This window comes from Nocardioides sp. YIM 152315, assembly GCF_029210375.1.
Taxonomy (GTDB): domain Bacteria; phylum Actinomycetota; class Actinomycetes; order Propionibacteriales; family Nocardioidaceae; genus Nocardioides.
This window is the reverse complement of record NZ_JARGER010000043.1, coordinates 42,006-66,256: the sequence shown is the minus strand read 5'-3', so window position 1 is coordinate 66,256 and position 24,251 is coordinate 42,006. Positions and strand designations below refer to the sequence as shown.

The 24,251-nt window shown below is 72.6% G+C and carries 23 protein-coding genes; 18 read left to right on the top strand and 5 right to left on the bottom strand.

The window, feature by feature from the left end; translation table 11 throughout:
* Positions 1 to 3: 3 nt before the first annotated feature.
* From PZ894_RS19210 to PZ894_RS19200, 3 genes are all read left to right on the top strand, one after another.
* Entirely contained in the window at positions 4 to 648 is a 645-nt protein-coding gene (locus PZ894_RS19210) for a pyridoxamine 5'-phosphate oxidase family protein (protein ID WP_275747289.1), read from the top strand.
* Positions 641 to 1,450: a diaminopimelate epimerase gene (gene dapF / locus PZ894_RS19205; RefSeq protein ID WP_275747288.1), complete on the top strand. Its 810-nt coding sequence runs from the start codon at positions 641 to 643 to the stop codon at positions 1,448 to 1,450. The genes PZ894_RS19210 and dapF overlap by 8 nt, the downstream gene beginning before the upstream one ends.
* Before the next feature lie 126 nt (positions 1,451 to 1,576).
* Complete coding sequence (locus PZ894_RS19200) at positions 1,577 to 2,353, top strand: SDR family NAD(P)-dependent oxidoreductase (protein WP_275747286.1); 777 nt, start codon at positions 1,577 to 1,579, stop codon at positions 2,351 to 2,353.
* A gap of 6 nt (positions 2,354 to 2,359) precedes the next feature.
* Here PZ894_RS19200 and PZ894_RS19195 read toward each other — a convergent pair whose 3' ends face one another.
* Positions 2,360 to 2,884, bottom strand: a complete 525-nt coding sequence (locus tag PZ894_RS19195; RefSeq protein WP_275747283.1) for a maleylpyruvate isomerase family mycothiol-dependent enzyme — start codon at positions 2,882 to 2,884, stop codon at positions 2,360 to 2,362.
* Between the two features lie 50 nt (positions 2,885 to 2,934).
* Between PZ894_RS19195 and PZ894_RS19190 the strand changes: the two genes are divergently transcribed.
* Both PZ894_RS19190 and PZ894_RS19185 read left to right on the top strand, forming a co-directional pair.
* Positions 2,935 to 3,756: a helix-turn-helix domain-containing protein gene (locus PZ894_RS19190; protein ID WP_275747281.1), complete on the top strand. Its 822-nt coding sequence runs from the start codon at positions 2,935 to 2,937 to the stop codon at positions 3,754 to 3,756.
* A 112-nt stretch (positions 3,757 to 3,868) separates the two neighbouring features.
* Positions 3,869 to 5,473, top strand: coding sequence for a substrate-binding domain-containing protein (locus PZ894_RS19185; protein ID WP_275747279.1), 1,605 nt, complete (start codon positions 3,869 to 3,871; stop codon positions 5,471 to 5,473).
* Here the strand turns inward: PZ894_RS19185 and PZ894_RS19180 are convergent.
* Positions 5,462 to 6,031 carry a nucleoside/nucleotide kinase family protein gene (locus tag PZ894_RS19180; protein ID WP_275747277.1) on the bottom strand — a complete coding sequence of 190 codons (570 nt, stop codon included), beginning with the start codon at positions 6,029 to 6,031 and terminating at the stop codon, positions 5,462 to 5,464. The genes PZ894_RS19185 and PZ894_RS19180 overlap by 12 nt on opposite strands.
* 57 nt (positions 6,032 to 6,088) lie before the next feature.
* On the opposite strand from PZ894_RS19180, the gene hflX reads away from it, so the two are divergent.
* The 13 genes from hflX (at position 6,089) to PZ894_RS19115 (ending at position 20,846) form a co-directional block, all read left to right on the top strand.
* On the top strand, positions 6,089 to 7,570 hold the full coding sequence (hflX, locus tag PZ894_RS19175) for a GTPase HflX (RefSeq protein WP_275747275.1): 1,482 nt from the start codon (positions 6,089 to 6,091) through the stop codon (positions 7,568 to 7,570).
* 47 nt (positions 7,571 to 7,617) lie between these two features.
* Positions 7,618 to 7,929, top strand: a complete 312-nt coding sequence (locus PZ894_RS19170) for a PadR family transcriptional regulator (RefSeq protein ID WP_275747273.1) — start codon at positions 7,618 to 7,620, stop codon at positions 7,927 to 7,929.
* Complete coding sequence (locus PZ894_RS19165) at positions 7,926 to 8,237, top strand: hypothetical protein (protein ID WP_275747271.1); 312 nt, start codon at positions 7,926 to 7,928, stop codon at positions 8,235 to 8,237. The genes PZ894_RS19170 and PZ894_RS19165 overlap by 4 nt, the downstream gene beginning before the upstream one ends.
* A complete protein-coding gene (locus PZ894_RS19160) occupies positions 8,234 to 9,319 on the top strand; it encodes a serine hydrolase domain-containing protein (RefSeq protein WP_275747269.1) in 1,086 nt (361 codons plus the stop codon). Before PZ894_RS19165 ends, PZ894_RS19160 begins: the two co-directional genes overlap by 4 nt.
* Before the next feature lie 122 nt (positions 9,320 to 9,441).
* A complete protein-coding gene (locus PZ894_RS19155) occupies positions 9,442 to 10,134 on the top strand; it encodes an SGNH/GDSL hydrolase family protein (RefSeq protein WP_275747267.1) in 693 nt (230 codons plus the stop codon).
* A gap of 40 nt (positions 10,135 to 10,174) precedes the next feature.
* On the top strand, positions 10,175 to 11,365 hold the full coding sequence (locus PZ894_RS19150) for an ROK family transcriptional regulator (RefSeq protein WP_275747265.1): 1,191 nt from the start codon (positions 10,175 to 10,177) through the stop codon (positions 11,363 to 11,365).
* 160 nt (positions 11,366 to 11,525) lie between these two features.
* Complete coding sequence (locus PZ894_RS19145; RefSeq protein ID WP_275747263.1) at positions 11,526 to 12,737, top strand: ROK family transcriptional regulator; 1,212 nt, start codon at positions 11,526 to 11,528, stop codon at positions 12,735 to 12,737.
* Positions 12,734 to 14,251 carry a sugar ABC transporter ATP-binding protein gene (locus tag PZ894_RS19140; protein ID WP_275747262.1) on the top strand — a complete coding sequence of 506 codons (1,518 nt, stop codon included), beginning with the start codon at positions 12,734 to 12,736 and terminating at the stop codon, positions 14,249 to 14,251. Before PZ894_RS19145 ends, PZ894_RS19140 begins: the two co-directional genes overlap by 4 nt.
* 76 nt (positions 14,252 to 14,327) lie before the next feature.
* On the top strand, positions 14,328 to 15,356 hold the full coding sequence (locus tag PZ894_RS19135; protein ID WP_275747261.1) for an ABC transporter permease: 1,029 nt from the start codon (positions 14,328 to 14,330) through the stop codon (positions 15,354 to 15,356).
* A gap of 63 nt (positions 15,357 to 15,419) precedes the next feature.
* Positions 15,420 to 16,490 (top strand): substrate-binding domain-containing protein, encoded by a 1,071-nt coding sequence (locus PZ894_RS19130; RefSeq protein ID WP_275747259.1) that lies wholly within the window; start codon positions 15,420 to 15,422, stop codon positions 16,488 to 16,490.
* 81 nt (positions 16,491 to 16,571) lie between these two features.
* Positions 16,572 to 17,750, top strand: coding sequence for a Gfo/Idh/MocA family oxidoreductase (locus PZ894_RS19125; RefSeq protein ID WP_275747257.1), 1,179 nt, complete (start codon positions 16,572 to 16,574; stop codon positions 17,748 to 17,750).
* Position 17,751: 1 nt separating this feature from the next.
* Positions 17,752 to 18,756: a sugar phosphate isomerase/epimerase family protein gene (locus tag PZ894_RS19120; RefSeq protein WP_275747255.1), complete on the top strand. Its 1,005-nt coding sequence runs from the start codon at positions 17,752 to 17,754 to the stop codon at positions 18,754 to 18,756.
* Positions 18,757 to 18,854: 98 nt separating this feature from the next.
* A complete protein-coding gene (locus tag PZ894_RS19115; protein ID WP_275747253.1) occupies positions 18,855 to 20,846 on the top strand; it encodes an ATP-dependent DNA helicase in 1,992 nt (663 codons plus the stop codon).
* A gap of 88 nt (positions 20,847 to 20,934) precedes the next feature.
* Here the strand turns inward: PZ894_RS19115 and PZ894_RS19110 are convergent, their stop codons facing one another.
* From PZ894_RS19110 to lexA, 3 genes are all read right to left on the bottom strand, one after another.
* Positions 20,935 to 22,533 (bottom strand): MXAN_6640 family putative metalloprotease, encoded by a 1,599-nt coding sequence (locus tag PZ894_RS19110; RefSeq protein WP_275747251.1) that lies wholly within the window; start codon positions 22,531 to 22,533, stop codon positions 20,935 to 20,937.
* 63 nt (positions 22,534 to 22,596) lie between these two features.
* Complete coding sequence (locus PZ894_RS19105; RefSeq protein ID WP_275747249.1) at positions 22,597 to 23,397, bottom strand: phosphatase PAP2 family protein; 801 nt, start codon at positions 23,395 to 23,397, stop codon at positions 22,597 to 22,599.
* A gap of 106 nt (positions 23,398 to 23,503) precedes the next feature.
* Positions 23,504 to 24,220, bottom strand: a complete 717-nt coding sequence (gene lexA, locus PZ894_RS19100; RefSeq protein WP_275747247.1) for a transcriptional repressor LexA — start codon at positions 24,218 to 24,220, stop codon at positions 23,504 to 23,506.
* Positions 24,221 to 24,251 lie beyond the last annotated feature (31 nt).

The following is a 24,251-nucleotide window of genomic DNA, read 5'->3' as shown; positions in this document are numbered from 1 at the left end:
CCGGTGCCGACCGACACCGCCCCCTGGACCGAGATCGGGTCCGTCGACGACCTCGTCGCCCTGCTGGGCGAGCCCCACCAGCGGGCCCGCGACAAGGGGCGGCCCGCGCTGCTCGACGTCGACCGCGCCTGGCTCGCGGCCACGCCGTTCTGCGTGCTGGCCACCGCGGGTGCCGACGGCTCGTGCGACGCCTCGCCGAAGGGCGACCCGGCCGGGCAGCTGGTCCACGTCATCGACGACACGACGATCGCGATCGCGGAGCGGCCCGGCAACAAGCGCGCCGACGGCTACCGCAACATCCTCGCCAACCCCCACGTCGGGCTGAACTTCCTCATCCCCGGCCGCGGCGACACCCTGCGGATCAACGGCCGCGCCCGGCTCGTCAGCGACGCGCCGTTCTTCGACGAGATGGTCGTCAAGGGCCACCGGCCGCTGCTGGCGGTCGTCGTCGAGATCGACGACATCTTCTTCCACTGCGCGAAGGCGTTCCTGCGGTCGGGTCTGTGGAGGCCGGAGACCTGGGACCCCGAGGCCACCGTGCCGCGGCGGGCGGTCATCGCGCACGACGTCGAGCCGTCCGGGATGACCGTCGAGCAGCTCGACGAGTACTACGACCCGGACAACTACTCGCGGGGGATGTATGCCTGAGCCCTACCCCTTCCTCAAGGGCCACGGCACCGAGAACGACTTCGTGCTGCTGCCCGACCTCGACGGCGCCGTCCACGGCGACCGGTCCCCCCAGCAGATGGCAGCGCGGGTCCGCGCGCTGTGCGACCGTCGCGCCGGCATCGGCGGCGACGGCGTGCTGCGCGTCGTACGCCGTGGGGGCGGCTGGTTCATGGACTACCGCAACTCCGACGGCTCGGTCTCGGAGATGTGCGGCAACGGCATCCGGGTCTTCGCGCGCTACCTCGTGGACGAGGGGCTTGCCGACCCCGCCCGGCCGATCCCGGTCGAGACCCGCGACGGCGTGAAGGCGATGACGGTCGACGGCGACGAGATCACCGCCGACATGGGCTCGCCGCGGGTGCTCGGCGAGTCGAAGGTCGGCGTCCCCGGCCACAGCTGGGCCGCCCGGCACGTCGACATGGGCAACCCGCACGCGGTCGCGTTCGTCGACTCCCTCGACGACGCCGGCCGACTGCTCGACCCGCCCGAGCACGACGCCGCGACGTACCCGCACGGCGTCAACGTGGAGTTCGTCGTACGCCGTGGCGAGCGGCACGTCGCCATGCGGGTGCACGAGCGCGGTTCGGGGGAGACCCGGTCGTGCGGCACCGGTGCCTGCGCGGCGATGGTGGCCGCGGCGGTCGCCGACGGCAACGAGCGTTCCGGCGCCTACCGGGTCGACCTGCCCGGCGGCACGCTCACGATCACGTGGACCGCGGACGACCGGATCCTGATGACCGGCCCGGCCGTGATCGTCGCCCGGGGGACCACCTCGCTCTGACTGCGCAGAGACCGTCGAGACCCGTCAGACGGCTCTCGCCGGACCCCGGGCACAGCCATCTGACGGGTCTCGGCGACAACCGGCACCATGACAGTCCCACTGTGACGGTCGCTATGCTCCGGGGCCATGGACATCAACGGAGCAAGTGCCATCGTCACGGGCGGCGCGTCGGGCATCGGTGCCGCGGCCGCCCGCCAGCTCGCCGCCAAGGGAGCCGTGGTCGTGGTCGCCGACCTGCAGGCCGACAAGGGCGAGGCGCTCGCCCACGAGATCGGCGGCGTGTTCGCCCGGGTGGACGTCACCGACACCGACCAGATCAAGGCCGCCGTCGACGCCGCCGCCGAGATCGCGCCGCTGCGTGCGGTCGTCAACTCCGCCGGCATCGGCTGGGCGCAGCGCACGATCGGGCGGGACGGCGAGTTCGACTCCGCCCACGACCTCGACGCCTTCCGCAAGGTGATCGCGATCAACCTCATCGGCACCTTCGACATGACCCGCCTGGCCGCGACCGCGATGAGCCGCAACGAGCCGGACGTCGACGGCTGCCGTGGGGCGATCTGCAACCTCGCGTCGGTGGCCGCGTTCGACGGCCAGATCGGGCAGGCGTCGTACTCCGCCTCCAAGGGCGGCGTGGTCGGCATGACCCTCCCGGTGGCGCGCGACCTCGCCGCCTCCGGCATCCGCCTCAACACGATCGCCCCCGGCCTGATCGACACCCCGATCTACGGCGAGGGCGAGCAGGCCGAGGCGTTCAAGGCCAAGCTCGGCGAGAGCGTGCTCTTCCCCAGGCGCCTCGGCGTCCCCGACGAGCTGGCCAGCATGGTCGTCGAGTGCCTCACCAACAGCTACATGAACGCCGAGGTGATCCGCGTCGACGGCGGCATCCGGATGCCCCCGAAGTAGGTCGGCTCAGGCGCGACGACCCATCCGGGCGAGCAGCTTCGTCTGACGGTCGGCGTCCTCCGGGACGTCGAGCGCCTGCCGGAAGACGCCGTCGTCGTAGGCGTGGTCACCGAAGCCCACGAAGGCCTGCTCCAGCGCGTCCATGTCAGCGTCGGTGAAGGTCGTGGGTCGCCCGGACGCCGAGCCGAGGTCCCAGCCGTGCACGACGAGGTCGAACCCGTAGAAGTCGTCGAGCGTGGCGCCGATCGTGGTGCGGCCGAAGAAGCCGTCGAACTCGCGGGCACGGAGGTCGTCGTCCGCCGCGAGGGGGCGTACGACGGCGAGGTGGCGCGCCCACACCTCGGCGGGCGTCCCGGTGGGCCGGTCGCCGAGGTCGAGGTCGTACCGGGAGAGGAAGTCGCGCTCGGTGTCGACGACGTGGTCGACGACCTCGGCGGCGGACCAGCCCTCGCAGGGGCTGGGAGCGGACCAGTCGGTGGTGGCGTCGACCGTGGCGGTGAAGCGGTCGGCGGCGTCGAGGTAGAAGTTCATGCCCCCAGCATCGACCGCCGATGTCGGCGGCTCTTGAAAGAATCCGACACATGACCTCGCCAGGGCGTGGAGTCCGCCGGATCGATCCCACCGAGCGCGCCCACCTGCTCGACCCGAGCGGCTACACGCCGCCGATCCACCGCTTCGCGCCGGGGCCCGAGCTCGCCGACGTCGTACGCCGCCACTGGATGCCCGTGTGGTCGCTGCCCGAGGGCCAGGCGTCGGTCCAGCGGGTGCTGCAGTACCCCGTCTGCCTCCTCGTCGTGTCGCACGACTACGCCCTGCTGGTCGGCCCGAGCAGTGGCCTGTCGACCCAGGAGCTGGTCGGCACCGGCTGGGCGGTCGGGACCATGCTCCAGCCCGCGGCGGGTGTCGCGCTGGCCGGCGGACCTGTCGAGCGGCTGACCGACACCGCGGTGCCGCTGCCCGACGAGGCGCTGGTGCGCCGCATCCGCGCGGCGGTCGGCGACGACCCCCACGACCCCGACCGGCGCCGGCGGGCCGTCATGGTGGTCGAGGAGTCGCTGCGCCGGTTGCTCCCCGTCGACGAGGAGGGACTGCTGGTCAACGCGATCGTCGAGTACGTCGAGGGCGATCCCGAGGTGCGGCGGGTGGGCCAGGTCTGCGCGAAGTTCGCGATCACCGAGCGCTCCCTCCAGCGCCTGACGGCCCGGCGGATCGGTCTCCCGCCGAAGTGGCTGATCCAGCGCCGGCGCCTCCACGAGGCGGCCGAGCGGCTCCGCGAGGTGCGGCGGCCCGACCTCGCGCGGGTCGCCGCCGACCTGGGGTACGCCGACCAGGCCCACTTCGGCCGCGACTTCCGCGCGGTCACCGGGCTGACGCCGGGTGGATTCGCGGCCGAGCCCCGCTGACCCCCAATCCTGGCGATTCGTCCCGGCGGCGCGACCCCCTGGTACAGACCGGACGTTTGACTCACCCGCCGGGGTGGAAGGAACCGCCGGGGTTCTGGGGAGGAGAGGTCACGTGAGCACGCACGTCTCAGGTGGTGACGGTGCGCGCCATCGGGCCGTCCGCACCCGCGGCAGGGGGAGCACGGCGCTCATCGCCGGGCTCGTGGTCGTCGCGGTCGCCGTCGGCGCGGGTGGCACGTACGCCCTGCTCGGGGGTGAGCCGTCGGACGCCTCCGACGCCTGCCCGGGTCCGAGCATCACCGTGGCGGCCGCGCCCGAGATCGCGCCCGTCGTCGCGCGGGCCGTCGAGCGCGCGCAGTGCGACCAGATCGCCGTCGACGCCGTCCCCTCCGCCCTGGTCAGTGCCCGGGTCGGGGCCGGCAAGGACGCTCCCGACGTGTGGATCCCCGACTCGACGAGCTGGGTCGAGCGCGCCGCGGTCTCGGCGCCCGCCACGCCGCAGCCGCTGGTCGACTCGCTCGCGACCTCACCGGTCGTGCTGGTCTCGGCCGACGGTGAGCCGCCCGCCTCGTGGACCGACGCGCTGTCCGCCGACGACCTCGTGCTCGGTGACCCGTTGACGTCGGCGGCCGCCGCGGTCCCGCTCGTCGCGGGTGCCGCGGAGGCGAAGCGGGCCGGCACCGACCTCGCCGCCACGGTGGTGCCGCTCGCCCAGGCGCAGGTCGACGCGCGGGGCGCCGCGCCCGACGACGTACGCCGCCTCGAGCAGCTCCAGCAGGACGGCGCCGGCGTCACCGCCGCGAGCGAGCAGGTGTGGCTCGCCACGGCGCCCGCCCTCACCGCCGGCGTGCCGACGGCGGGCACACTGCTGCTCGACTACCCGGTGCTGCTCACCACCGGCGAGGAGCGGCGCGCCGACATCGACGAGACGACCCGCGCCCTGGCCGGCCTGCTCGGCGCCAAGTCGGTCGGCGAGGCGCTCGCGGAGTCCGGCTTCCGCGGCCCGGACGGCGCGACCCGCAAGGACGGCGTGGGCGAGGTCGAGGCCCTGCAGGCGTCGACCGCGCAGGTCGCCGGCGCGCTTCGGCAGTGGGCGACGCTCGTGCTGCCGACCCGGGCGCTCGCGGTCGTGGACGTCTCGGGGTCGATGGACTTCGACGCCGGTGGCCAGACCCGGATGGCGCTGACGACGGCCGCGACCCAGCAGGGGCTCGGCCTCTTCCCCGACGCCGCCGCCATCGGGCTGTGGGCCTTCTCCCACCGGCTCGCCGGCGCCAGCGACCACCGCGAGCTCCTGCCGATCCGGCAGCTGGGCGCGCACGTCCAGGGCGGGACCCAGCGCGACGCGCTGGCGGCCGGGCTGGTCGGCCTCGGCAGCCTGACCGGGGGCGGCACCGGGCTCTACGACACCACGCTCGCGGCCTACCAGGCGGTGCTCGCCGACTACGACCCGGAGGCCGCCAACAGCGTGCTGCTCTTCACCGACGGGGCGAACGACGACCCCGGCAGCATCAGCCTGCCGCAGCTGATGGCCAGGCTCCGCGACCTCGCCGACCCGAGTCGGCCGGTCCGGATCATCGCGATCGGCATCTCCGCCGACGCCGACGCCGCGGCCCTGCGCCAGATCGCCCGAGCCACCGGCGGGGACGCCTACATCGCCAAGGACCCCGCCGACATGCCGAGGGTCTTCAGCGAGGCGCTCGGCTCACGTTCCTGAGCCGAGGTCGACCACCTCGTCGGCCCGGTCGCGAGCCGCCTCGACGAGCGCGGCGTTGGCCTCGTCGACCCGGGCGACCCACGCGCGCGCCTCGGCGGGCGACTTGCCGAACCGCACGTGCCGGGCGACCAGCCGCTCCCGGCGTACGTCGTCGTCGAGCGTCAGGTGCCAGACCACGTCGATCTCGGCGCGTACGCCGTGCCAGCGCGGCTCGTCGAGCAGCAGGTAGTTGCCCTCGGTGACGACGGTGCCCGTCGCCGGCACCGGGATCGCGCCGGCGAGGGGCTGCTCCAGGTCACGCTCGAACATCGGCGCCACCACGTCGGGCTCGCCGGCCCGGACCCGCCGCAGCAGCGCGGCGTACCCCGGGGCGTCGAAGGTCTCCGGGGCGCCCTTGCGGTCGCGGAGGCCACGACGCACGAGCTCGACGTCGGCGTAGTGGAAGCCGTCCATCGGCACGACCGGCAGCCCCAGCGCGGCTGCCAGCGTCGACTTCCCGACGCCCGGTGCGCCCGTGAGGCCGAGCAGCCGGGTGCGGGGCGGCACGTCGGGAATCACGGGACGAAGGTTAAGCGTTGGCAGAGTCAGATGACTGAAACGTACGCTGTGCCCCATATGACGAACGCACCTGACTTCAACCTCGAGGACGAGCTCGAGGAGACCGAGGACTGGGACGAGGAACTCGAGTCCGGGCCCTCCGACGAGTGGCAGGCCGAGCCCGATCCCGAGGACCTCACCACCGGTGAGATGGACCTGGCCGAGCGACACCAGCTCCGCCGGGTCGCGAGCCTGCGCACCGAGCTCGAGGACATCACCGAGGTCGAGTACCGCCAGCTCCGCCTGGAGCGTGTGGTCCTCGTCGGCGTCTGGACCGAGGGCTCGGTCGAGGACGCCGAGAACTCGATGGCCGAGCTCGCGCTGCTCGCCGAGACGGCGGGCTCCGAGGTGCTCGAGGCGATCTACCAGCGCCGGCAGTCGCCCGACCCCGCGACCTACATCGGACGCGGCAAGGTGGAGGGCCTCGCCGAGATCGTGCAGGCGACAGGTGCCGACACCGTCATCTGCGACGGCGAGCTCGCGCCCAGCCAGCTGCGCAACCTCGAGGACCGGCTGAAGGTCAAGGTCGTCGACCGCACCGCGCTGATCCTCGACATCTTCGCCCAGCACGCGAAGAGCAAGGAGGGGCAGGCCCAGGTCGAGCTCGCGCAGCTCAACTACATGAAGCAGCGCCTGCGTGGCTGGGGTGGCAACCTCTCCCGCCAGGTCGGTGGCCGGGTCGCCGGCGGCGCCGGCATCGGCGGCCGCGGTCCCGGCGAGACCAAGATCGAGACCGACCGGCGCCGGATCAACACCAAGATCGCGAAGCTCCGCCGCGACCTGAAGGAGATGAAGGGGACCCGCGACACCAAGCGTCAGGAGCGCCGTCGCCACCACATCCCCAGCGTCTCGATCGCGGGCTACACCAACGCCGGCAAGTCCTCGCTGCTCAACCGGCTCACCGACGCCGGCGTGCTCGTCGAGGACGCACTGTTCGCCACGCTCGACCCGACGACCCGTCGTACGTCGACGGCCGACGGGCGCGTCTACACGATGAGCGACACGGTCGGCTTCGTGCGGCACCTGCCGCACCAGCTGGTCGAGGCGTTCCGCTCGACGCTCGAGGAGGTCGCCGACTCCGACCTGGTGCTGCACGTCGTCGACGGCTCGCACCCGGACCCGGAGGGCCAGATCGCCGCGGTGCGCGAGGTCTTCTCAGAGATCGGCGCCGTCGAGGTGCCCGAGCTGGTCGTCATCAACAAGGCCGACGCGGCCGACCCGATGGTGATCGCCCGGCTGCGTCAGCGCGAGCCGCACTCGGTCGTCGTGTCGGCGCGCACCGGCGAGGGCATCGCGGAGGCGCTGCGGGTGATCGAGGGGGAGCTGCCCCGGCCGGGCGTGGAGTTCAAGGCGCTGCTGCCCTACGAGCGCGGTGACCTGATCAACCGGCTGCACCAGCACGGCGAGATCGAGTCCCTCGAGCACACCGGCGACGGCACGATCGTCGTCGGTCGCGCCAACGCCGACCTGGCCGGCGAGCTGGCGGCGTACGCGCTCTGAGACAGGTCGCAGCTCGATATGTCGTGTGACGATGTATCGTGGCCCGGGTGACCGAGCAGACGCTGTTCATCCTGGCGAGCCTGGCCGGCGGTGAGCGCCATGGCTACGCGATCGCCGGCGAGGTCGGCACGCTGTCCGAGGGCCGGATCCGCCTCACCGCCGGGACCCTGTACGGCGCCCTGACCCGGCTCGCCGAGAGCGGGTTGGTCGAGGCCAGTGGCGAGGAGCGGGTGGACGGCCGGCGGCGCCGGTACTACCGGATCACCGGTGCGGGCCAGTCGGCGCTGGCCGAGCAGGTCGCCCACCTGCAGGCGACGGTGCGCGCGGTGGCGCCCCGGGCCGGGGCGGCGCCGGCATGACCGGCGTCCGGCGGCGGGTCCTGGAGCTGTCCCTGCTCGCCTATCCCCGGGGGCAGCGCTCGCGCGATCGTGAGCTGCTGCTCGACCTCGCGCTCGACCTGAGCGCCGACCACGGCACGGTCCGTGAGTCGGCCGGCCTGGTCCGTGCCGGTCTGGCCGCCCGGTGGGCCCGTCCGCGGTCGGTCCGCCGGCGGGTCGCGGCGGCGTGCCTCGGCCTGGCGGCCGTGTCGGCGGGCCTCGCCGTCGTGGCGCCCCAGTCCGTGGTGACCGCCGAGACGGAGGTGCATCAGCCCGGCGGAGCACGATGAGGTCGCTGGTGGCGGGACTACTCGTCCTCCTGGTCCTCGCGCTGCCCGGCTGTGGCGACGACGGTCCCGCGTCGGTCGGCGGGTTCGTCGCCGAGCGGGTCCCGGACGGATCGAGCGGCACGCTGGTGGCCGCCCGGGGCGACGACCTGGTGCTCTGCCGCGGCTGGGGCGAGAGCGACCGGGCCGCCGGCGTCGACGCGGGCTGCGACACGGTCTACGACATCATGTCCATGACCAAGCAGTTCACCGCGGCCGCGGTCCTGACCCTGTGGCAGGACGGCCGGCTCCGCCCGGAGGACCGGATCGGCGACCTGCTCGCCGACGTCCCCGCCGACAAGCAGGCGATCAGCGTCGAGCAGCTGCTCACCCACACGTCCGGTCTCCTGGACTCGCTCGGCGAGGACGACGAGCCGCTGACCCGTGCGGAGTTCCTCGAGCGGGCCCTCGGCTCGGACCTGCTCGCGGCGCCCGGCGCCGAGTACCACTACTCGAACGTCGGCTACAGCCTGCTCGCCGTCGTCATCGAGGAGGTGTCGGGCCTGGACTACGAGCGCTACCTCCGCCGGCACCTGTTCGAGCCGGCGGGCATGACGAGCACCGGGTACGTCCTGCCCGACTGGTCGCGACACCAGGTGGCGGTCGAGTACGACGCGGACGGCGGCGCGCGCGGCACACCGCTCGACCACCGGTGGGCCGACGACGGGCCCTACTGGAACCTGCGGGGCAACGGCGGGCTGCTGTCGACCGCCCGCGACCTCTATCGCTGGCACCGGGCCCTGCTCGGCGACCGGGTCCTGACCCGCGACACGCGGCACGCGCTCTTCGAGCCCAGGGTGCAGGAGGCGCCCGACGACACCTGGTACGCCTACGGCTGGGTGGTCGGCGCGTTCGGCGACTCGCCCGTCCGCTGGCACAACGGCGGCAACGACCGGTCCTACGGAGAGATCGCCCGCGACCCGGGAGGGGACGGCTTCGTCTTCTGGGTCACCAACCAGGCCCGGAGCGCCGACGGCTGGGACCTCGAGGCCTCCGGTGGAGACCTCACGGCCGGCGTCCTCGACCGCCTGGGCGCGCGTGGATAGGACACGGAAGGTCACGATTCGGTTGCGTCGAGGCGGCTTCTCCGTCATTCCGCGCCCACGGCACCGTCCCGTCCCCGAGGCTTGTCAGTGGTCTGGTCCGGTGATCTTGGGGAGGGACGGGCGTGGTGCTGTCGGTGCGCCGACCGGTGCTGGTCGGCACCGTGTTGGCGGTCGTGCTCGCGGCCGCGCTGACCGTGCTCGTCGGCGTTCGCGCCATCGGTAGCGACCCGACCCGCTGCGAGCGCTTCGTCGACGACTCCCGCGCCCGGGCCGCGACGGACACCGGGACCGGGCAGCGCGTGGTCGTCATCGGCGACTCCTGGTCGGCGGGCCTCGGTCTCGACCGCGCGGCAGGCTCGTGGCCGTCCCGGCTCGCCGGGGCCGTGCACGTGGCCGGCTTCTCCGGTTCGGGCTTCAGCGCCCACGCGAGCCCGTGCGGCGTCGGTGTCTCCTTCGCCGAGCGCGCCCCCCGCGCATTGCGCGGTGGGGCCGATCTCGTCGTCGTCGAGGGCGGGCTCAACGACTACGACCAGTCCGACGCCGCCGTCCGCGCGGGCTTCCGCGCGCTGATGCGTGAGCTGAGCGGACAGCAGGTCGTGATCGTCGGACCGGCGAGCGCGCCGTCGCGGGTGCAGGCGGTGCCGCACGTCGACGTCCTGCTGGCCCGGCTCGCGGAGCGGTACGACGTGCCGTACGTGCAGACCTCCGGCCTCCAGCTGACCTACCTTCCCGACCGGCTCCACCTCACGCCGGCGGCGCACGACGTCTTCGGCGACTACGTCGCGGAGGAGCTCGCGGGGCTGGGCCTCGCCTGACGCGGCGCCGGCCCACCCGCTGCGTGCGACACTCCCTCCCGTGCGCCATTCCCTTGCGGGCCGGGCCGAGACCCCGATGCAGGCCCGGATCCTCGCCCAGCTCCGCGACGAGGGCCCGCTCTCGAAGGCCCAGCTCGCGGACCGGCTCCAGGTCTCCCGGACCACCGTGGCCGCCGAGGTCGGGAGGCTCGTCGAGCTCGGGCTGGCCCAGGAGGCGGGCCCCGCGGCCTCGCGCGGTGGCCGGCGCTCGACGCTGGTCGACCTCGCCTCCGACATCCGCTTCGTCGGCATCTCGATCGGCGCCACCGGCATGTCCGTCGGCCTCACCGACGGCCGTCTCGCGGTGCTCGCCACCCGCCACGAGGCGTGCGACATCCGTCAGGGCCCCGAGGTCGTCCTCGCGGCGGCGCTCCGGCTGGTGCGCGAGGTGCTCGACGAGGTGGGCGTCGACAAGCCGATCGGCGCGGGCGTCGGCGTACCGGGCCCCGTCGACTTCAACCGGGGGGTCTCGGTCTCGCCACCGATCATGCCCGGATGGGACGGCTACCCGGTGCGCGACGCGGTCTCCCGCGAGCTCGGCTGCCCGGTGGTGCTCGACAACGACGTGAACGTGCTGGCCATCGGCGAGCAGCACGCCGGGGTGGCCAAGGGCGCCCGCGACTTCCTGTACGTGAAGATCGGCACCGGCATCGGCTGCGGCATCGTCATCGACGGCGAGCTCTACCGCGGCATCAACGGGTGCGCCGGCGACATCGGGCACATCCGGGTCGAGGACTTCGGACCGACCTGCGCCTGCGGCAACACCGGCTGCCTGGAAGCCTTCTCCGGTGGCGCGGCGCTAGCCCGCGACGCCACGACGGCCGCGCGCAGCGGCCGCTCGCCCGCGCTCGCCGCCTTGCTCGAGGAGAGCGGCGAGCTGACCGCCGCCGACGTCGGGCGGGCCGTCGCCCAGGGTGACGCCCAGGCGGTGCAGCTGATCCGCGACAGCGGTCGGCACATCGGGCAGGTGCTGGCCGGCCTGGTGTCGTTCTTCAACCCCGGCCTGATCGTGATCGGCGGTCGCGTCACCGGGCTCGGTCACGCACTGCTCGCCGAGATCCGCGGCGTCACCTACCGCCGCTCGCTCCCGCTCGCCACCGGCAACCTCCCGATCGTGCTCAGCGAGCTCGGCGACGAGGGCGGCGTCATCGGGGCGGCTCGACTGATCAGCGCGTCCGTGTACGCCTCCTGAAGCGATCACTGCCGGGGAACTTTCGCAGGCAATTTGCGAAAGTCTGCGCACCGGCGTGGGTTCTTTCGCCCAAAGGGCTTGCAGTCGGCCCGCTCTGACCCCTACTTTGTGCGTCGAGCCAACAAACGAGTGATGGCAGTCACAGGTCGGGAGGTCGCGGGTGCGCAGCGCCAAGCTCTCCCTCGTGCTGCGCCAGCTGCGCGACCAGGGGCCGCGCTCCCGGGCGACCCTGGCCGCCGAGCTGGGACTGACCCGATCGGCCGCGTCCGCGCTGGTCGCCGAGCTCGTGGAGCTCGGCCTGGTGCGCCCGGCCGGGCTCTCCCGCGGCGGCATGGGCCGACCCGGCACGACCGTCGAGCTCGACGGCGCGGCCGTCTGCGGGATCGGTGCCGAGATCAACGCCGGCCACGTCGCGACGATCGCGCTCGACCTCGCGGGCGCCGTGGTCGCCGAGCACCGCGTCCCGCTCGACGTGTCCCGCTCGTCCGTCGACGAGGTGCTCGATCGTACGGCGGAGCTGGTGGCCCGCACCGACGCCGACGTCGCCGTCGCCGGCGCCGCGACCGTGGGCCTCACGGTCGGCGTCGCCGGCCTGCTGGACCGGCCGCGCGAGGTCCTCACCCTCGGACCGAACCTGCGCTGGCGCGACGTCGCCGTGGGCACCGAGCTGCGCGGCCGGCTCGCGGCGGCCTACCCGGTCGCCATCGAGAACGAGGGCAACCTGGCCGCCCTCGCCGAAGCCGTCCCGGGAGACCCCGACCGTCGGGACGTCCTCGTCCTCTTCGGCGAGAGTGGTGTCGGTGGCGGGATCGTCGCGGACGGCCGACTGCTGCGCGGTCACCAGGGGTACGCCGGCGAGTTCGGCCACATGATCGTCGAGCCGGGCGGTCGCCGCTGCGGCTGCGGCCGGATCGGCTGCTGGGAGACCGTCACCGGTCTCCGGGCGCTGCTCGACGCCGCCGCCGACCCCGACGACCCGCTGCGCGACCCGGCGCTGCCGCTCGAGGAGCGGCTCGCCGAGGTCAACCGGCGCGCCGACCTGGGCGACACCCGCACCCTGGCCGCGCTCGACCGGGTCGCCGGCTGGGTGGGCGTCGGCGCGGCCATCCTCGCCAACGCGCTCAACCCGGGCGTGATCGTGCTCGGCGGCTACTTCGCCGAGGTCGGCGACCGGCTGCGGCCCGCGATCGAGGAGCACCTGCTCGCGGGCGTACCGGCGCCGCAGGCCGGTGGCGCGCGCGTGGAGCTCTCGACGCTCGGCTTTGCCGCGGCGAGGCGAGGTGGCGCCCTCGCCGCCCTCGACGCCGTCTTCGACGACCCGACGACCGTCGCCGCGCCGCGACGCGCCGCGCTCGCGGGAGGAGCGACATGACCGACCGTCCGCTGCTGCAGATGACGGGGATCGTCAAGGAGTTCCCTGGTGTCCGCGCGCTCGACGGGGTAGACCTCGACGTCCGCCCCGGCGAGGTCCACTGCCTGCTCGGCCAGAACGGCGCGGGCAAGTCGACGCTGATCAAGGTGCTGTCGGGCTTCCACCAGCCCGACGCCGGCACGATCGCATGGGACGGCCGGGAGACGTCGTTCGGCACGCCGGCCCGGGCGATAGAGCAGGGCGTCACGACGATCTACCAGGAGCTCGACCTGGTGCCGCACCTCGACGTGGCCGAGAACGTCTTCCTCGGACACGAGGTCTCCCGCGGCGGCTTCACCCAGCGGGGCCGCGCCCAGGAGATGGCCCGCGCCCTGCTCGCCCGGCTCGGCCACTCCGAGATCCCGACGTCCCGGCTGGTCGGCGACCTGTCGCCCGCCAACCAGCAGATCGTCAGCATGGCGCGGGCGCTCTCGCACGACACCCGCCTGCTGGTCCTCGACGAGCCGTCCGCGGTGCTGGACCAGCACGAGGTCGACAACCTCTTCCGCGTGATCCGCGACCTCACCGCCGAGGGGGTGGCGGTCGTCTACATCTCCCACCGCCTCGAGGAGATCCGACGGATCGGCGACCGGATCACGGTGCTCAAGGACGGCAGCACGGTCGCCACGGGCCTGGCGGTCGCCGACACCACGACCGCCGAGCTGATCCGGCTGATGACCGGCCGGTCGATCGAGTACGTCTTCCCGCCCCGCTCCGAGACTCCCCGCGACCGCGGCGAGCCGTTGCTGGAGGTGCGGGACCTCAGCCTCGCCGGCGTGTTCACGGGCGTCGACCTCACCGTGCACGCCGGCGAGATCGTCGGGCTCGCCGGCCTCGTCGGCGCCGGACGGTCGGAGATCCTCGAGACGCTGTACGGCGCGCGCCGGGCCTCGACCGGCACCGTCGCCGTCGACGGGAGGCCGCTGCGGCGGGGCTCGGTCCCCGCGTCCGTGCGGGCCGGCGTCGGGCTCGCCCCGGAGGAGCGCAAGAGCCAGGGGCTGCTGCTCGACGAGGCGGTCTTCCGCAACATCACGATGTCGTCGATGGCGCGGTTCGCGCGCTTGGGCTTCCTCGACCGCGGCGAGGAGCGCCGGCGAGCGGCCGAGCTCACCGCCAGCCTCGACGTACGCCCCGACGGCGTCACCCGGGCCGTGCGCACCCTGTCGGGCGGCAACCAGCAGAAGGTCGTGCTCGCCCGGTGGTTGCTGCGCGACTGCCGGGTGCTGCTGCTCGACGAGCCCACCCGTGGCGTCGACGTGGGTGCCCGGTCCGAGATCTACCAGCTGATCCGGTCGCTGGCCGACCGCGGCGTCGCCGTCGTCGTCGTGTCGAGCGAGATCGAGGAGGTGCTCGGCCTCGCGGACCGCGTCCTCGTCGTCCGCGAGGGCGAGGTCGTGCACGAGTCCGCGGCCACCGACATCGACGAGGCGAGGGTCCTCGATCTGGTCATGGAAGGAAAGGCAGTCTCAGCATGAGTGAGCGGAGCGAGCTCATCATTCAATGCAGCGCCTCTTGTGCCTCATGCGCGCACGGAGCGAAGCGAGTACGCGCATGAGCGAGGACAGCGTCCGGGTCGAGCGCGCGGCGCTCGAGACCGCTCGGGAACCCAACAAGGCCCTCGCGCTGCTGCGCTCCAGCGTGGGGCGCAACCTCGGCCTCGTCATCGCGCTGCTGCTGGTGTGCCTCGTCGGGGTGGTCACGGCCGGTGACCGGTTCGCCACCTCCGCCAACGCGCTGACGATCCTCGGCTCGGCAACGACGGTCGGCGTCGTCAGCATCGGCATGACGTTCGTGATCATCGGTGGGGGCATCGACCTCTCCGTCGGCGCCATCGTCGCGCTGTCGTCGGTGTGGTGCACGACGCTGGCCACGCAGAACATGGCCGAGGACACGCACTGGATCGTCATGGTGTTCGCGGCCCTCGCCGTCGGCGCGGGCTGCGGGCTCGTCAACGGCCTGCTGATCTCCTACGGACGGATCGTGCCGTTCGTCATGACGCTCGCGATGCTCGCCAGCGCGCGCGGGCTCGCGCAGATCATCAGCAACCGCAAGACGCAGATCGTGCGGGACGGTGCCTTCGCCGACTTCGCCACCACGGAGATCCTCGGCATCGAGGTCTACATCTGGGTCTTCTTCCTGGTCGCGGTCGCCGGCTGGATCCTGCTCAACCGCACGACGTTCGGTCGGCGTACGGTCGCCGTGGGCGGCAACCCCGAGGCCGCCCGCCTGGCCGGCATCCCGGTCAAGCGGCACACGGTCTACCTCTACGTGCTCGTCGGCGTCTGCAGCGGCATCGCCGCCCTGATGCTGATCGCCCGGACCACCACCGGCAGCGCGACCCACGGCACGCTCCTCGAGCTCGACGCGATCGCCGCCGTCGTCATCGGCGGCACGCTGCTCACCGGCGGTCGCGGCACCATCGTCGGCACCGTCATCGGTGTCCTCATCTTCATGACGCTCAACAACATCTTCATCCTCAACAACCGCTCCATCTCGGAGCAGGAGCTCCTCAAGGGAGCCGTCATCGTCGTCGCCGTGCTCCTGCAGCAGCGGCTGGCGTCTCGGAGCAGCACCACCTAGCAGCACCCTCCCACCACCGCCCAGCACCTCGCACCACTCCGCATCACACCAAGGAGCACCACCATGTCCCTGCGGTCCACCTCACTGAAGTCCAGGAAGCGCCTCGCCACGTCCCTGGTCGCCGGCCTCGCGGTCCTCTCGCTCGCTGCCTGCACCAGCAACGACGAGGGCGGCGACGACAGCGACACCGCCGATGGCGGCACGTCGGCCGCGGCGGCGGGCTCCAACGACGAGACCGGTGACACCGTCGTCATCGGCTTCTCCGCACCCGCCGCCGACCACGGCTGGATGGGCTCGATCACCGAGTCGGCGAAGAAGGAGGCCGAGAAGTACGACGACATCGAGCTCCGCGTCGCCGAGGGCACCAACGACGTCAACCTCCAGGTCAGCCAGGTCGAGACCTTCATCAACGACAAGGTCGACGCCATCGTGCTGCTGCCGTTCGACGGCGCCGCGATGACCCCGATCGCGCTCGAGGCGATGGCGGCCGGCATCCCCGTCGTCAACGTCGACCGCGAGTTCGACGACCCGAACGCCTCGCGCGTCACCGTCCTCGGTGACAACTACGGCATGGGCGTGTCGGCCGGCCAGTACGTCTGCGACCACCTCGACGGCAACCAGGACGCCGTCGTCGCCGAGATCGCGGGCATCGACTCGCTGCCGCTGACCCAGGACCGCAGTCGCGGCTTCAAGGACGCGCTCGCCGAGTGCGACCAGAACGTCGACAACCGGGTGGCGGCCGAGTTCACGGTCGAGTCCGGTGAGGAGGCCGCGAGCAACCTGCTGCAGGCCGCTCCGAAGATCGACTTCCTCTGGAACCACGACGACGACCAGGGCGTCGGCGTCATGGCGGCGATCGACAACGCGGGTCGCGACGAGTTCACGATGATCGGTGGCGCGGGCTCGGCCAACGCGATGCGCGAGATCCAGTCGGGCGACAGCGTCCTCAAGGCGACGGTCATCTACCCGTCGACCCAGGCGGCCGACGGCATCCGGCTCGCCCGCCTGCTGGTCCAGGGCAAGTCGATGAGCGACATGGTCGAGGTCGAGGTGCCGCGCAAGGTCCAGCTGTACGCGCCGGTGGTCACCGAGGACAACGTCGACCAGTACATCGACACCGCGTTCGAGTCCTGACCGACACGTGCCCGCCCCCGGCCCTTCCAGCCGGGAGCTCCGTCCCGGGGGCGGGCACGCACCTCCACACGGGAGATCTGCATGACTGAACAGCGCTTGCCCCTGCGCGTCGCGATGATCGGCCACGCGTTCATGGGCAACGCCCACTCGCAGGCCTGGCGCACGGCGCCCCACTTCTTCCCGCTCCCGCTCCGCCCCGAGATGGCCGTCCTCGTCGGCCACGACGCCGGGCGCGCCGCCGAGGCCGCCGAGCGTCTGGGTTGGGCCGAAAGCTCCGCGGACTGGCGGGAGGTGGTCGCCCGCGACGACGTCGACGTCGTCGACATCTGCACGCCCGGCGACACCCACGCCGAGATCGCGATCGCCGCGCTCGAGGCCGGCAAGCACGTGCTCTGCGAGAAGCCGCTGGCCAACACCGTCGAGGAGGCCGAGGCGATGACCGCCGCGGCCGAGAAGGCCCGCGCCGACGGCGTGCTCGCGATGGTCGGCTTCACCTACCGCCGCGTCCCCGCGATCGGGCTGGCCCGCCGGCTCGTCTCCGAGGGGCGGCTCGGCGAGCTCCGGCACGTGCGCGCGCAGTACCTCCAGGACTGGATCTCCGACCCCGAGGCGCCGCTGTCGTGGCGACTCGACAAGTCGAAGGCCGGATCCGGAGCGCTCGGCGACATCGGTGCCCACATCGTCGACCTCACGCAGTACATCACCGGCGACCGCATCGTCGAGCTCACCGGACGCCTCGAGACCTTCGTCAGGGAGCGGCCGTACGCCGAGTCCCACTCCGGGCTCTCCGGCACCGCCTCCGCGGAGCGTGGGCCCGTGACGGTGGACGACGCGGCGTCGTTCCTCACGTCGTTCGCGGGCGGAGCGATGGGGGTCTTCGAGGCCACCCGATTCGCCAACGGCCGCAAGAACGCGATCCGCATCGAGGTCAACGGATCGGCCGGCAGCCTGGCGTTCGACTTCGAGGACATGAACGTCCTGGAGTTCTTCGACGCGTCCGAGCCCGCCGAGACCGCCGGCTTCCGCCGGATCCTCGCGACCGAGGCCGGACACCCGTACGTCGCCGCGTGGTGGCCGCCCGGGCACGGGCTCGGCTACGAGCACGGCTTCACCCACCAGGTCGTCGACCTCGTGCAGGCGATCGCCGACGGCACCGACCCGTCCCCGACGTTCGCCGACGGCCTGCAGGTCCAGCGAGTGCTGGCCGCCGTCGAGACCAGTTCCGACACCCGGAGCTGGCAGAGCCTGGAAGGAGGCTGACATGCCACGACCGATCACGCTGTTCACCGGGCAGTGGGCGGACCTGCCGTTCGAGGAGGTCGCCCGGCTCGCCTCGGAGTGGGGGTACGACGGGCTCGAGATCGCCTGCTGGGGCGACCATCTCGACCCATGGCGGGCCGACGACGACGGCTACGTGCAGGGCAAGCTCGACCTGCTGGAGAAGTACGGTCTGAAGCTCTTCGCGATCTCCAACCACCTCAAGGGCCAGGCCGTCTGCGACGACCCGATCGACGCCCGCCACCAGGCGATCCTGCCGGCGAACGTGTGGGGCGACGGCGACCCGGAGGGCGTGCGCCAGCGCGCCGCCGAGGAGATGAAGCTGACCGCGCGGCTCGCTCAGAAGCTCGGCGTGCGCACGGTCGTGGGCTTCACCGGGTCCTCGATCTGGAAGTACGTCGCGATGTTCCCGCCCGCGTCGGAGGAGATGGTGGCCGCGGGCTACCGCGACTTCGCCGACCGGTGGCACCCGATCCTCGACGTCTTCGACGAGTGCGGCGTCCGCTTCGCCCACGAGGTGCACCCCTCCGAGATCGCCTACGACTACTGGACGACGGTGGCGACCATGGAGGCGATCGGCCACCGCGAGGCGTTCGGCCTCAACTGGGACCCGTCCCACTTCGTCTGGCAGGACCTCGACCCGGTCGGCTTCCTGTGGGACTTCAAGGACCGGATCTACCACGTCGACTGCAAGGACGCGAAGCGCCAGGTCGGCAACGGCCGCAACGGCCGCCTCGGGTCGCACCTGCCGTGGGCCGACCCGCGCCGCGGCTGGGACTTCGTCTCGACCGGCCACGGGGACGTCCCGTGGGAGCAGTGCTTCCGGATGCTCAACACCATCGGCTACGACGGCCCGATCTCGGTCGAGTGGGAGGACGCCGGCATGGACCGACTCGTCGGCGCCCCCGAGGCCCTGGAGTTCGTCCGCCGACTGGCGTTCGACGCACCGGAGGCCGCCTTCGACGCGGCGTTCGCCACGAAGGAGTAGCCGGACGGTGGTCGGGCGACGTGGTCACGGGCACGACCACGTCGCCCGCCTGGGGATGGCGCGGCCGGGCCGGGGGTGCCCGCGGCTAGGGTTCTCGGGTGCCCGAGGCCCCGAACGTGAGCGAGCTGCTGAGCACCGCGGTGGCGGCGCTCGGCGGTCACGAGCGCGCGGGCCAGGTGCGGATGGCCGAGGCGGTGACGGAGGCGATGGAGACCGAGCAGCACCTGCTCGTCCAGGCCGGCACCGGCACCGGCAAGTCGCTGGCCTACCTGGTGCCGAGCCTGCTCCACGGCGACCGGGTGGTGGTGGCGACCGCGACGCTCGCGCTGCAGCACCAGCTGGTCGAGCGCGACCTGCCGCGGCTCGTCGAGGCGGTGAAGGCTCAGTCGGATTCCTGGCATGGCGCCGACACGTCGTACGCCGTGCTCAAGGGCCGCTCCAACTACGCATGCCTGCACCGCATCCGCGAGGGAGTGCCCGACGACCAGGGCGCGCTCGACGTCGTGCTCCCGGAGGGCTCGCTCGGCAAGAAGGTGCTCGAGCTGCGCACCTGGGCCGAGGACGAGGCCGAGCAGGGCGGCAGCGGCGAGCGTGACAACGCCCCGCGGCACACCGACCGCGAGTGGCGCCAGGTGAGCGTCAACCACCGCGAGTGCCTGGGCGCGACGAAGTGCCCCTTCGGACAGGAGTGCTTCGCCGAGCGCGCCAAGGAGCAGGCGCAGCGCTCCCACCTGATCGTCACCAACCACTCGCTGCTCGCGATCGACGCGATCGAGGGCGTGCCGATGATCCCGGAGTACGACGTCGTCGTGATCGACGAGGCCCACGAGCTCACCACGCGGGTGACCCAGGCGGCCACGGACGAGCTGTGGGCCGCCGAGGTCGAGCGCGCGGCCCGGCGCAGCCAGCGCCACGTCGACGGGAGCGAGGCCGACGACCTCGCGGACGCCGCCGACGCGCTCCGAGCCGCGATGTCCGAGGCGAGGACCGGTCGCTTCGACGTGATCCCCGCCGACCTCGGCGACGCCCTCGTGCTGGTGCGCGACGCCGCGCGGACGTGCGTCTCGGCGTACCCCAAGGGCAACGACAAGGGCGAGGACGCAGACGCCGGACGCCAGCAGGCCAAGGGCGCCGTGCAGGAGGTCTTCGCGACGGCCGAGCGGATGGCCGCCGACCTCGACTCCGACGTGCTCTGGCTGACCGAGGGGACCGAGCGGCTGCCGCCGCGGCTGTGCGTCGCGCCGCTCCAGGTCTGGGGACCGATGCGGGAGAAGCTGCTGTCGGAGAAGACCGTGGTCTTCACGTCGGCGACGCTGATGCTGGGCGGCGACTTCTCCTCGGTCGCCACCAGCGTCGGTCTCAAGCCGAGCGAGCGGGTGGCCGAGGGCGCCGCGGCCCCGGCGACCACCGGCGACGCGATGCCGTGGCGTGGCCTCGACGTCGGCAGTCCCTTCGACTACGGCAAGCAGGCGATCCTCTACGTCGCCCGCCACCTCCCACCGCCCGGCCGCGACGGGCTGAGCGGTGCGCTGCTCGACGAGATCGTCGAGCTGGTGGACGCGGCCGAGGGCCGCACCCTGGGGCTGTTCTCGAGCCGGCGTGCCGCCGAGGCCGCGGCCGAGGCGGTCCGGGAGCGGCTGCCGCACCTCACGACGCTCGCCCAGGGCGACGCGCAGCTGCCCGAGCTCGCGGCGCAGTTCGTGGGCGACCCGCACACCTGCCTCTTCGGCACGCTCAGTCTCTGGCAGGGCCTCGACGTTCCCGGTGACACCTGCCAGCTGGTGCTCATCGACCGGATCCCGTTCCCACGCCCCGACGACCCGCTCCTGAGCGCGCGGCAGAAGGCCGCCGACCAGGCCGGCGGCAACGGCTTCATGCAGGTCGCGGCGACCCACGCGGCGCTGCTGCTGGCCCAGGGCGCCGGCCGGCTCGTGCGGACCCACACCGACCGCGGCATCGTCGCCGTGCTCGACCCACGCCTGGCGACGGCGAGGTACGGCGCCTTCCTCAAGGCCAGCCTGCCGCCGATGTGGACCACCACCGACCCCGCGGTGGTCCGTCAGGCGCTGACCCGCCTGGCCCACGCGTAGTCCCGTGCGGCGGTGAGCAGGCAACCGAGTCGGTCGCCGAGAAGGTTGCGCGCTCACCGCCGCCCTGCCGACACGACCACCAGGAAGGTCACCGCACCGCGCGGATGCGGTACTGCATCTTCTTCCGGTCGTCGCGCGGGACGCCGCGGCAGGAGTACTCGATGCCGTCGATCTGGCCGCGCCAGCACCGGAAGCGGGTGCTGGCGTTCGACAGCGTCATGTCGACGCGGCTGACCCGCCTGGCGCCGAAGCGCACGGTCGCCGTGCCGGTGCCGTCCTTGGCGAGGCGCACCATCGTCCGGTGGGCGCGGCCCTGATGGTTGTACCACGTGAGGACCGCGGCCGAGCCGCGCCGCTTGGCGGGCAGGTCCACGTCGACGCGCAGGTGCCGCTGCTTCAGCCCGGCGGTCGGCCGCACCGCGAAGGTGGTGCTGGCGAGGTGGTCGACGCGGGTGTGCCGCCACCCGGTGTCGTGGTCCTTGCGGGTGAACGTGTGACCGCGGGCGGGAGCGCGGCGGTACGACGAGCCCTCCTCGTACGTGCGGTGCGGCCGCCGGTTCGCGTCGGCGAACCTGGCGAACGCGCGGCGCAGGTCGGTGCCCCGTCGCTCGAGCTCGTGCTCGACCGCCTCGATGGAGTAGTCGTCGGGACCGCCGCTGGACCCGTCGACCCGCTCCCACATCTTCCGGACGATCGTCGGCATCCCGCCCCGCGCCTTCGGGAATCGCTCGCTGAGGTAGCGGAAGAAGATCCACTCGCCGTACTGCCGCAGCCCGTCGCCGAACTGGTCGAGCGGCTGCCGCGGCTGGCGCAGCGGGCTCTCCGCCAGGTACTGCAGGTTGTCGTTGATCCGGTCGTAGACCTCGTCCTCGGCCCAGACGGCCGTCGCCTCCATGAACCAGGCGTCCTCGTTGTAGTCGTAGGCGAACTGCACGGCGTGGAAGAGCTCGTGCGCCGCGGTGACCTTGAGGTTCGCGATCCGCGTGCGCGGGAAGTCGGCGAAGGTGTGGTCGAAGGCGCAGAACGCCGAGGCGTCGTACGGGCCCGCGGGCGCCGGGTCGACGTCGGTGTCGCAGTAGCCGTAGAGGCCGAACTGCTGCTCGGCCCCGAAGTCGACGAGGTAGATGTCGAAGAGGTTGGTGCCCCCGCCGACTGCGACACCGGCGCCGTCGGGCTTGGGCGCGCGGAAGCCGGCGCCGGAGTACGTCGAGAAGACGTGGTTGACGACCCTGCCGACCCGGGCGACCCACTTGTCGGTGACGTCGGTGTCATGGGACATCCAGTGCACCCGCACCGAGCCGAAGTCGCGGAAGACGTCGGCCTGCGGACGCCTGGTCGCCCGGCGCGCGGCCGCCCGGTCGACGGCGGACAGGTCGTCCATCCGCAGCCGCAACTCCCGCAGCGCCATCGTCAGGTCGCGGCCGCTCGCATCGGCCTTCGTGCCGGCCCTCGTCTCGGCCCGCGTGCGGCGAGCGGTGCCGGGTGCCCCCGGCTCGAGCAGCTCCTGCACCTGGTCGAGCGCCGCCGTGGCGGCGTCGGTGGACTCCGCCGGAGCTCCCGCTGACGGCGCGGTGGGATCCGGGTTCCCGATGGCCGCACCGGCCGGAGCGGCGAGTGACCCCAGCGTCAGCGCGGCGGTCAGCAGGCCGGTCACCGGCAGGAGTCGTCGACCGAGATGGGAGCGCATGGGACTACTGTTCACGACCGCCCCAACTTTTGACGAACCGCCGCGCGTCGCGCGAGCGCCGGATCAGGCTCCGGCCGGCTCCTCGCGCTCGGCTCGCTCGCCGGTCGCACGCCGGGGTAGTCGCAGTGACACCCGCCCGAGCGCATTCGCCGTCACCCAGGCGATGAGGACCACCAGCCAGCCGACGACGGCATCGATGACCCAGTGGTTGCCGGTGCCGACGATGACGACGCTGGTGCCGATCGCGTAGACCCAGCCGAGCACGCGGATCCACTTGCGCGTCGCGTACACGTGCAGCACCAGCGCCACCCACAGCGCCCAGCCGGCGTGCAGCGACGGGAATGCCGCGAGCTCGTTGGTGAGTCCTCCGACGCCGCGCGGGGCCGAGGCGTCTGCGCCCCACCAACCGTCGGCGGCGTGCAGGCTGAGCACGTCGACGTACCCGCTGATGAAGCGGGGCGGCGCCGTCGGCATGAACAGGTAGGTGAGCAGCCCGAGCAGCGTCGCGATGACCAGGGCGCGGCGCGCGGGTCCGTAGCGGTCGGCGCCCAGTCGCCAGAGCCAGATCAGGACGGCGGCGGTCACGACGTAGTGGAGCGTGGCGTACCAGTAGCTCCCCACCAGCCCGATCGTCCGGTGGTCGCTGAAGAGCTCGTTGAGCGGCAGCTCCCACTCGATGCCGATCAGCTGCTCGATGTGCAGCAGGTCGTTGGCGCGGTCGATGGCCGGCTGCATCGACGTGTCGGCCAGCAGCCGGGCCAGGCTGTAGAGGACCCAGAGCGCCAGGATCAGGAGCAGCTCGAGGATGCCGCGAACCCAGACCGGGAGGGTCCGCGTGCGTGCCATCGCGGGCGCTGTCGTCACAGCACCAGCGTCCTCCATCTTTCCTCCCCGTGCCCATCGGGTCTTCACCCGACACGAACTCGGGGTCCGGTCGGGTGATTCCCCGATGGTGTGGGAAATCTGCCGATCAGACCCGTCGCAGCACGGCGGTCACCTTGCCCAGGATGGTGGCGTTCGTGCCGTCGATCGGATCGTAATTGGGATTGTGCGGCAGCAGCCACACATTTCCGTCCTTGCGCTGCAGCGTCTTGACGGTGGCCTCGCCGTCGATGAGCGCCGCGACGATCTCGCCGTTGTCGGCGGTCTGCTCCTTCTTGATGACCACGTAGTCGCCGTGGCAGATGGCGGCATCGACCATCGAGTCGCCGGAGACCTCGAGCAGGAAGAGCTCGCCGTCGCCGACCAGCTGCCGGGGGAGGGGGAAGACGTCGTCGTAGCGCTCCTCGGCGAGGATCGGCCCCCCGGCCGCGATCCGGCCGACCAGCGGCACGTACGACGCCGCGGGCATGCTGTCGCCGACGCCGGTCTCGTCGTACGCCGACTCCTCGGCGGCTCCGAGGGAGCGGCGGGCCGCCATCACCTCGGGCAGGAAGACCTCGAGGGCGCGCGGACGATGGGGGTCGCGCTTGAGGAAGCCCTTCTCTTCGAGCACCTTGAGCTGGTGGGCGACGCTCGAGGAGCTGGTCAGCCCGACCGCCTCGCCGATCTCGCGCATGCTCGGCGGGTAGCCCCGCTTCTCGATCGAGTCCTTGATCGTGGCGAGGACGCGCTGCTGCCGCGGGGTGAGCCCGGTCGCGTCGGCGGGGCCGTCGGGCAGCTCGCGCACCGTCATCTTCTTTGCCATGGACTCACGGTAGTCCGCGCCGCCGTCGGGT